This is a genomic window from Pseudokineococcus marinus, from assembly GCF_013004605.1.
Lineage (GTDB): Bacteria > Actinomycetota > Actinomycetes > Actinomycetales > Quadrisphaeraceae > Pseudokineococcus > Pseudokineococcus marinus.
Window position 1 is genome coordinate 1 of the sequence record NZ_JABEMA010000110.1, and the last position, 9,672, is coordinate 9,672.

Below are 9,672 nucleotides of genomic sequence, written 5' to 3' on the forward strand. Positions count from 1 at the left end.
GCCGACGCCGCGACCTGCTCCTGGTGGGCGCGCTCGGCGAGGGCCGCGTCGTGGCGGGCGCGGGCGGCGTCACGGGCCTCCAGCGCCGCGGTGGCCCGGGCGGACACCTCGGCCAGCCGCGCCGATGCCTCCGCCGAGGCGGCCACCGCGGCCTCGTAGGCGGCGACCGCCCGCGGGTCGGGCCCGGGAGCGGGCTCCTCGGGCGCCGCCGGCTCCTCGCCGTCCTCCGGCGCGGTCTCCCCGTCCGGGGCAGCGCCGTCCTCGGGAGCAGCGCCGTCCTCGGGAGCAGCGCCGTCCTCAGGGGCAGCGCCGTCCTCAGGGGCCGAGTCGCCCTCAGGAGCAGCGCCGTCCTCGGGAGCAGCGCCCTCGGCGGCGGCAGCGGCCTCGCCCGGGGCGACGTCGTCCTGCGGGGCCGCCGGGGCGGACGTCTCGGCAGGTGCGGGTCCGCTCGCGTCAGGTGCGGTGCCGTCGGGTCCGGTCGTCGCACCGGGCGACGGAGCGACGGCCGTGCCCGTCGCGGGCGGCGTCACCGCGCCCGCGGCGGTCGCCGGGACGACGAGCCCTCCGCACAGCGCGGCGCTCGCCAGCACCACCGCCGCCGCGCTCGTCGTCCGCCGCGTCCTCGTCCTGCCCCGCACCGCCGGCTCCCCGCCTCGTCGTCGTCCCATCCTGCCGGTCCATCGGCAGCCGCGTCCCGGGTCTGGAGGCCTTCCCCGGCCCCTCGACCCCACCCGACCCGGGTGTCCGCGCGCCGACCTCCCGGCGACCGCGGGGCGCCCGCCGGACGGCGACGGGGTGCGCGCCCGGCGAGCCGCCGGCCCGCTACCGGCGGGGTCGGTACATCGCCTCCACCTCGTCGGCGAACTCCTCGAGGACGACGCCGCGCTTGACCTTCATGCTCGGCGTCAGCTGCCCGCCCTCCTCGGTGAGGTCGACGGGCAGGACCCGCAGGCGCCGGATGCCCTCGGCCGAGGACACGCTCTCGTTGGCCGCGTCGACGGCGCGGCGCAGCTCGGCCAGCAGGTCGGGGTCCTCGACGAGGTCGGCGGCCGGCGCGGCCGGGCGCCCGGCCTGGGTGAGCCAGGCGTCGAGCGCCTCCTGGTCGAGCGTGACGAGCGCCCCCACGCTGCTGCGCCCGTCGCCGACGACGACGGCCTGGCTCACGAGGGGGTGCGCCCGCAGGCTGTCCTCCAGCGGGCCGGGGGAGACGTTCTTCCCCGAGGAGGTCACGAGGATGTCCTTCGAGCGCCCGGTGATCGTCAGGTAGCCGTCGGCGTCGAGCGAGCCGAGGTCGCCGGTGGCGAACCAGCCGTCGTGGTCGAGGACCTCGCGCGTGGCCTGCGCGTTGCCGAGGTACTCGCGGAACACGTGACCGCCGCGCACCTGGACCTCGCCCGCCTCGGAGATGCGCAGCTCCGTGCCCGGCAGCGCGCGCCCCACCGAGCCGACCCGCTGGTCGCGGGGGGTGTTGACCGTCGTGGCCGCCGTCGTCTCGGTGAGCCCGTAGCCCTCGAGGATCGTCAGGCCGATGCCCCGGTAGAAGTGGCCGAGGCGCTCGCCGAGGGGAGCACCGCCGGAGACCGCCCACTCGGCGCGCCCGCCGAGCGCGGCGCGGAGCTTGCCGTAGACGAGCCGGTCGAACAGGGCGTGCTGGGCGCGCAGCAGCAGGCCCGGGCGCCCGCCGTCCTGGGCGCGGCTCCAGGCGGAGGCGACGTCGGCGGCGCGCTGGAACACGGCCCCCTTGCCCTCGGTCGTCGCGCGGCGCCGCGCCGTCTCGTAGACGCGCTCGAAGACGCGCGGCACGGCGAGCACGAAGGAGGGCTGGAACGTCGGGAGGTCGCGGGTGATGCGGGCGACGTCGCTGTGCCCGACGCGGATGCGGGCCATGAGGACGGCGACCTCGATCATCCGGCCGAAGACGTGGGCTAGGGGCAGGAACAGCAGGGTGGAGGACCCCGGGTCCTCGAAGAGCTCGGGCAGGAGCTCCACGGCCGTGCCGCACTCGACGAGGAAGTTGCCGTGGGTGAGCACGCAGCCCTTGGGCCGACCGGTCGTGCCCGAGGTGTAGATGATCGTGGCGACGTCGTCCCGGGTGAGGGCCGCCCGGCGGCGCTCGAGCTCGGCGCGCCCGTCCCCGCCCGCCGCGGCACCCGCGGCCGTGAGGTCGGCGAGCGTCGGCAGGACGCCCGTGGCGCCCCCGTCGACCACCCAGGACGTCCGCAGCGCCGGCAGCCCGTCGGCGACCTGCGCCAGCGTGCGCGCGTGGCTCGGCGTCTCGACGAAGCAGGCCACGGCGCCGGAGTCCTCGAGGATCCACCGCAGCTGGTCGGGCGCGCTGGTCTCGTAGACCGGCACCACCACGCCGCCGACCGCCCACACGGCGGCGTCCACGAGCGTCCACTCGTACCGGGTGCGCGCCATGAGCCCGACGCGGTCGCCCGGCGCCACGCCGGCGTCGAGCAGCCCGAGCGCCACCTGCTCGACCTCCTCGCGGAAGCGCGCCGCGGTGACGGCCTCCCAGCCCCCGCCGGCGCGCCGGGCCAGCACCTCGCGGTCGGGCTCGTCCTCGGCGGCGCGGACGACGACGTCGGCGAGGCTCGAGGGCGGGTCGACCTGCCACCACCAGGTCCGGCCGGCCCCCCGTCCCGAGCCGTCGCGGGAGGAGTGCTGCACTGCGCTCATGGGCGCAGCCTAGGGACGCCGGCCGGGGGCCGGGAGGCACCGGTGGCGCCGAGCACAGGCCCGCGCGTTCGCGGGCGGGGGCGGCGAGGCGCCAGAGTGGGCGCGCGGCCGCCGCCCGGGGGCCGCGGTGAGGAGCTCCGCATGTCCCTGCTCGACCGGCTCGACCGGCTGCGCCGACGCCGCGCCCCCGACCGCGTCGTCGTCGTCGACACCACCGAGGACGCGGCCCCCGCGGCCCGTCCGGCGCCCGCAGCGGGCCGGGGCGGCGTGGACGGGACGCCGGACGACGTCGACGCCGTCGTGGAGATGCGCCCCTCGCGCGCCCACGCCACGAGCCGCTTCGGCAAGCTGGAGCAGGCGGCGACGGCCGTGGCGCTGTGGGTCCTGCGCGTCCTCGCCATCGTCCTCGGCCTCGTGCTCGTGTTCTTCGTCCTGCGCGAGCTGTGGTCGATCGTCCTGCCGGTCGTCCTCGCGCTCATCCTCTCGACCGTCCTGTGGCCGGTCGTCAAGCAGCTGCGACGGGTGATGCCGGCCGCCCTGGCGGCGGCCCTCGCGCTGCTCGTCTTCCTCGGCGTGATCATCGGGATCTTCGCCTACCTCATCCCGCGCGTGCTGTCCCAGGCCTCCGGCCTCGTGGACCAGGTGGTCGCCGGCTTCGAGAGCCTGCAGCAGTCGGTCAACGACGCCACGCAGAACGGGATGTTCGGCTTTGGCGCCGACCAGATCAGCACCTGGCTCGACGACGGCCTCCAGCGCCTGCAGAGCAACGCGCAGTCCATCGCGAGCTCGGTCGGCAGCGGGCTGCTCACGGGCCTGTTCACCGTCGGCTCCGCGCTCATCACCCTGCTGCTCGTCCTCGTGCTCACCTTCTTCTTCACCAAGGACGGGCCCCGCTTCCTGCCCTGGCTGCACCTGTGGAGCGGGCAGCGGGTGGCCGGGCACGTCGACGAGCTGCTCACCCGCGTCTGGACGACGCTCGGCGGCTACATCTACTCCCAGGCCGCCGTCGCGCTCGTCGACGCCGTCTTCATCGGCCTCGGCCTGTGGATCATCGGCGTCCCCTTCGCCTTCCCCCTGGCCGTCCTCGTGTTCTTCGCGGCGTTCATCCCCATCGTCGGAGCCGTGACGACGGGCGCGCTGGCGACGCTCGTGGCCCTCGTGAGCCTCGGGTGGCCTCAGGCCCTCGCCACGCTCGCGGTCGTCCTCGTCGTCCAGCAGCTCGAGGGCAACGTCCTGCAGCCCCTGCTCGTCGGCAAGACGCTGGCGCTGCACCCCGCCGTCGTCATCCTCGCCGTCACCGCGGGCGGGACCCTCGCCGGCATCATCGGCGCCTTCCTCGCCGTGCCGATCGCCGCGGTGGGCACCGTCGTCTTCCGGTACGTCCGCGAGTCGGTCCTCGACGAGGACCCGACGAGCGGCGGGGGGAAGGCCCCCCTGCGGCCGGAGCAGGTGGAGCAGGTCGAGCAGCGGGTCGACGACGGCCAGAGCGCCCGCGAGGCCGCGCAGGCCGTGCCTCCGCCCAGCTGACCGCTCCTGCCGGCACCCCCGCGGGGGTCGACCCGCCGACGACGACGCCCCGCCCTCCACGTCGTGGGGGGCGGGGCGTCGTCGTGCTGCCGGCCGGTCAGCGACCGGCGACCACCAGGCGCTCGCTCGTCGCGGCGCCCGACGCGGCTCCGCTCGCCGCGAGGTCGTGCGGGCCGCGGCGGGCGTCCGCCGGCACCTGCACCTGCGTGGTGAAGGCGCCGTCCGCGTCCGCCTGCGCCGTGCCGAGCCCCACGACCGGCGCCTCGCCGCGGCCCTGGTGGCGCTGCAGGGTCAGCGCGACCTGCTCACCGGGCAGGTAGCCCGAGCCGCTCACCCCCACCTGCGCGCCGGGGGAGGCCAGCCGCGCGCCCAGCTCGAGGGCCGGGTCCACGGCGACGACCTGGACCCGCACCTCGCGGGTCGCGCTGGTGCGGCCGTCGTCGACCGTGACGTGCGCCGTGTAGGTGCCCGGCGCGGCGTAGACGTGCTCGCCGACCACCTCGGCGCCCTCGTCGGTCGGCCGGACGGCCGCCCTCTCCAGCGCCGTGCCGTCGCCCCACAGGACGCGCGCGGTGAGGTCCTCGGGCGCCACCGCGCCGCCCGTCGCCGTGGCGATCACCGCCCCGACGGGCGCACCCGCCGCCGCGGTGACGGTCTCGGGCGCCTGCACCGCGAGCGCGTCCGCGGGCGTGCCGTCGGAGGCCACGGCCATGACGTGCACGCGGCCGTCCTCGGTCTCCGTGCCCTGCTGGTCGGGCATCGTGAGCGTCACCGGGAGCGGCCCGTCCAGGGCCACCGGGGCGGTCGCGAAGACGAAGGGCCGGGCCGCGTCGCGGCTGCCGCCGAGGAGGCGGAACTGCGCCGCCGCCACGACGACGTTCCCGAACTGCGGCGCGTTCGAGGGGTTCCCGCCGAGCGTCCAGTCCGAGAGCTGCAGCGGCACCTCCTGGGTGCTGCCGTCGGCGTAGGTGAGCAGCGCCGTCTCGTCCTGCGCGCCCTGGGTGCCCGCACCGACGAAGGACAGCTGCGTCGCGTCGGCGGGCAGGTCGAGGTCCACGACCTGCCCGTCGCCCGTGGCGTTGTCCGGCGCGCCGGCCGGCACGGCGGGCAGGACGAAGGACAGGTCGGTCCCGGGCACGGCGTGCCGCTCGCCCTGGACGAGGCCCGCGTCCGCGAGCGCGGCCCGCGAGTAGGACCAGCCCTTGGCGTCGCAGTCGGCGCCCGCGCCCTCGTCGCCGATGCACGTGCTGTCGAAGGCCGCGCGCAGCGACCCCTCGGGCACGAGCGCCACGTCGACGAGCAGCTCCGACGTCGCCGTGGCGTCCCCGGAGGTCGCCGTCACCACGACGCGGTGCACGCCCGGCTCCGCGTAGGTGTGGGCGCCGCTGACGACGAGCGAGCCGAGGCGGCCCTCGCGCACGTCGGCGGGCACCGGAGCGGTGCCGTCGCCCCAGTCGACGACGACGTCCACGGCGTCCGCCGCGGCGCCGGCCACCACGGCCAGGTCGCTGGACACCTCGCGACCCGTCTGCGCGGTGAGGTCCGCGCCCGCCGTCACGGCGAGGTCGCCGGAGACGGCCTCGGCCGGGTCGACGAGGAGCTCGACCTCCGAGAGCTGCACCGCGTCCGCGCTCGCGCCCGTGACCCGCAGGCGGTACTGCGAGAAGGCCTGCGGGTCCTCCACCTGGAAGGGCCGCGTCTGGCGCCGCCAGGCGAAGGCCTCGCCGGAGCGGGCGTCGACCTGCGTCCACGTCGCGCCGTCGTCGGAGCCCTCGAGGACCCACGCGCTCGGGTCGCCGGCGCCGTCGGCGCCCTGCCCGGAGGTGAGGGTGTAGGTCCGCACGGCGCGGGCGCCGACCGCGGAGGTCCACGTCAGCTCGGCGTCCGCGCCCACGGTGGCCTCGCTGGCCGAGGTGTCGTCGACGAGCGCCGACACGTCCGCTCCGCTCGCCGCCGTGAGCGTCCCGAGCCCGCTCGCCGTGGAGTCCTCGAGCGGGTCGGGCGCCTCGCCCTCGGGCGTCAGCGACGGCGGGGCGTCCTCCGGGTCCGAGCCCCACTCCGACGGCTCCTCGCCGGTCGTGAAGGCCAGCTCGTGGCCCCCGCTGACCTGGTCGGCCGTGAGCCACGTCTGCTCGTGCGGGGCGCCGTCGACCGCGAGGGACTGCACGTAGACGTCCTCGTGGCCGTTGTCGCCGCCGCTCGCGTCCTGCGCCGTGACGACGAGGTCGCCGTCGGGGCGGTGGACGACGGCCCGGTCGAACAGCGGCGAGCCGATGCTCCACCGGTCGGAGCCGACCTGCTGCGGGTAGATCCCGAGGGAGGACAGGACGTACCAGGCGGACATCTCGCCGTTGTCCTCGTCGCCGGGGTAGCCCTGGCCGATCTCGTCGCCCGTGTACAGGCGCCGCATGATGTCGCGGACGACCGCCTGCGTCTTCTCCGGCGCGTCGGCCTCGAGGTAGGCGTACGGGATGTGGTGGCTCACCTGGTTGCTCATCCCCAGCTGCCCGAGCCGCACGTCGCGGGCCTCGAGCATCTCGTGGATGACGCCGCCGTAGCCGCCCGGCTTGTCCGCCTCCTCGGGCGTCGCGAAGAACTCGTCGAGCTTCGCCTCGAGGCCCTCGCGGCCGCCGTAGAGGGCGGCGAGGCCGGCGCCGTCGTGCGGGGCGTGGAAGGCGAAGTTCCACCCGTTGCTCTCGGTGTAGACCCCGCCCCACGACTCCGGGTCGTACTGCTCCGGCGACTGCTGGAAGGAACCGTCGGGACGGCGGCCCTGGAAGAAGCCGACCTCGGGGTCGAACATCCGGGCGTAGCCGGTGGCCCGGTCGAGGAAGTACGCCGACTCCTCGCGCAGGCGCTCCCGGCGCTCGTCCGGCGTCCGCGGGTCCTCGGCGAGGGCCGCGGCCATGTTGCCGATGCCGTAGTCGTTGATGAAGCCCTCGAGGCCCCAGCTGACGCTCTCCCCGGTCGTCGTCGGCGTCCAGCCGAGGAAGATCGAGGTGTCGAGGCCCTTGCGGCCGACGGCGGCGTCGGGGGAGGGGGTCGTCGCGTTCTTCACCGCGGCGTCGTAGGTCTCGAGCGCGTCGGGCAGGTCGACGCCCTTGAGGTAGGCGTCGGCGAAGGCGACGTCCGAGCTCGTGCCCGTCATGAGGTTGGCGTAGCCGGGGGAGGACCAGCGCGAGACCCACCCGCCGTCGCGGTAGTGCTGGACGAAGCCGTCGACGAGCTCGGCCGCCACGTCCGGGTAGAGCAGCGAGTACGCCGGCCACACCGTGCGGTAGGTGTCCCAGAAGCCGTTGTTGACGTAGATCTTGCCGTCGACGACCTCGGCGCCCGTCTGCGTCGCCGTCGGCTCGCCCACGGGCTCGGCCACCGGGCTCGCGTACCGGTAGACCGGCTCCTCGGGCGTCCCGGTGTTCTCGAACTGGCTGTTGGGGTAGAGGTTCAGCCGGTACAGCGAGCCGTAGAGGCTGCGCAGCTCGGTCTCGCTCGCGCCCTGCACCTCGACGACGCCGAGGCGCTCGTCCCACTGCCGCGCGGCGTCGGCGCGGACGTCCTCGAAGGACCGGCCCTCGAGCTCCATCGCCAGGTTGGCGCGCGCCTGGTCGAGGCTGATGAAGGACGTCGCCACGTGCAGCACGACGTCGTCGTCGCCGTCGAAGGCCGCGTAGCGCGTGCCCCGGTGGCCGCCGTCGGTGGCGCCGGCCGCGCTCGCGGCCCGGTCGAAGGTGCCGGCCACGAACATGCGGCTGCGGCCCGCCGACAGGCCGCTGCCGTTGTCGACCCAGCCGGTGAGCTCCTCCGAGCCGGCCTCGACGGTGAACTCGCCGTTGTCGTCGACCGTGTCGACGACGACCTGCCGCGGCGCGCCGTCGGGGAAGGAGAAGCGCATCACCGCGCCGTGGTCGGTCGGGGTCGTCTCGGCGCGCAGGCCGCCCTCGAGGTCGACCCCGTAGTAGTCGGGCTGCGCCGTCTCGGCCGTGTGGGCGAACGCCAGCGAGCGCGCCTGCGCGCCGCCCGCCGGGACGCCGTCGGCCGTCGCGGGCATGAAGGACACCTGGTTGCGGTCTCCCATCCACGGGCTCGGCTCGTGGGAGAAGGCGAGGCCCTGGAGGTGGGGGCGGTTCTGCGCGTCGTTGCCGCGCGCCCAGTCGTACTCCCAGCTCTGGCTGTTCGCGTTCGTCACGGGCGTGAGGAAGTTGAAGCCGTTGGGGACGGCGGTGATCGGCAGGTTGTTGCCGCGCGAGAAGCTGCCCGTCGAGTTCGTGCCCCGGCGCGTGTCGACGAGCGCCGTGAACCCCGTGCCGTCGGTCGGCGCGGTGAGGACCTCGGGCGCGGGGTCGATCGTGACGTCGTCGACCCAGCCCGCGAAGGCGGTGCCCTGCGCGGCGTCGGGGTCGTCGTAGGACAGGAGCAGCGCCGCGACGCGCTTGCCGGCCGCGACGGCGCCGAGGTCGGCCTCCACGTGGTTCCACTGGTCGGGGTAGAGCACGTCGGAGGTGCCCTGGCCCGCCGCCGTCAGCGGGTAGCCGTGCTGGTCGGTCGCCCCCAGCTCGGACAGCCGCGTGCCGTCGGTGAACCGCACGTCCATCGCCACGTGCAGCGACGGGTAGGACAGGTCGCCGCCGGTCAGCTCCGGGAAGACGCGGTAGGAGAGGTGGGAGTCCTCGCCGACGAGGAGGTCGTCCACCTCGAGGACGCGGTTCACCGCGCTCGCGCGCCCGTCGGCGGTCTGCACGCCCGCGTAGCGCAGGGCCGCGACGCCGGTGAAGCCGACGCGCGGGCGGACCGTGGGGCCGGACGCCGGGCCGGGGCCCACCTCGGTGGTCATCGGCTCGGCGGGCGCGGGCGGCGCCGTCCCGTCGGCGAGGTCGAGCTCGGCGAGCTGGAGCAGGGGGCCGCCCGCGTTGGCGTCGACCTGCAGCCGGTAGAAGCGGTGGGGGGCCGAGGGCTCGTCCAGCACGAGCTGCTGGGTCGACAGCCGCGCGGGGAAGGTGAGGTCGGTCCGCCGGTCGACCTCCGTCCACTCCTGGCCGTCGTCGGACCCGAGGAGCCGCACCTCCCGCGGGTCGCGCTCGGGCGCGTCGTTGGCGGAGGTCAGCGACCAGGTGGTCACGGGCCGCGGCTCGGCCAGCTCGACCTGCAGCCAGCCGGTGGGGGAGAAGGCCAGCCACTTGGAGCTCGTCGAGCCGTCCACGGCCGCGGCGGCGACCTCCGACGGCGGGTTCTCCGCGCTCGCCGTGACGGCGACGACGTCGTCGCGCAGGGAGCCCGGCAGGCCGGGCTCGCCGCCCTCGACGCCGTCCTGCAGCGGCTCGCCGTCCTGGGTCTCCGGGGTGCTCACCAGCACCTGCGGCGCGTCGCCCGTCTCGAAGGACGTGCTGAACGACCCGCCGTCGGCCGGCTCGCCGGGCGCCGCCGGCGCCGCGCCGGCCGGGGACGCCACCACGAGCGCCAGCGGGA

General features: G+C 76.0%; 3 protein-coding genes and 1 pseudogene. 1 reads left to right on the plus strand and 3 read right to left on the minus strand.

Annotation, left to right across the window (positions count from 1 at the left end; translation table 11 throughout):
• Nucleotides 1-638, minus strand: a pseudogene (locus tag HLB09_RS08910) (hypothetical protein); the annotation flags it as partial.
• A 184-nt stretch (nucleotides 639-822) separates the two neighbouring features.
• Entirely contained in the window at nucleotides 823-2,682 is a 1,860-nt protein-coding gene (locus tag HLB09_RS08915) for an AMP-dependent synthetase/ligase (protein ID WP_171203038.1), read from the minus strand.
• A gap of 141 nt (nucleotides 2,683-2,823) precedes the next feature.
• Between HLB09_RS08915 and HLB09_RS08920 the strand changes: the two genes are divergently transcribed.
• Nucleotides 2,824-4,209: an AI-2E family transporter gene (locus HLB09_RS08920; RefSeq protein WP_171203039.1), complete on the plus strand. Its 1,386-nt coding sequence runs from the start codon at nucleotides 2,824-2,826 to the stop codon at nucleotides 4,207-4,209.
• A 97-nt stretch (nucleotides 4,210-4,306) separates the two neighbouring features.
• Here the strand turns inward: HLB09_RS08920 and HLB09_RS08925 are convergent, their stop codons facing one another.
• Nucleotides 4,307-9,553 (minus strand): GH92 family glycosyl hydrolase, encoded by a 5,247-nt coding sequence (locus HLB09_RS08925; protein ID WP_212770805.1) that lies wholly within the window; start codon nucleotides 9,551-9,553, stop codon nucleotides 4,307-4,309.
• Nucleotides 9,554-9,672: the final 119 nt, after the last annotated feature.

Excerpts from the sequence above, each read along its gene's own strand:
- HLB09_RS08915 (WP_171203038.1), bottom strand. The coding sequence starts at position 2,682 with ATGAGCGCAGTGCAGCACTCCTCCCGCGACGGCTCGGGACGGGGGGCC.
- HLB09_RS08920 (WP_171203039.1), top strand. The coding sequence starts at position 2,824 with ATGTCCCTGCTCGACCGGCTCGACCGGCTGCGCCGACGCCGCGCCCCC.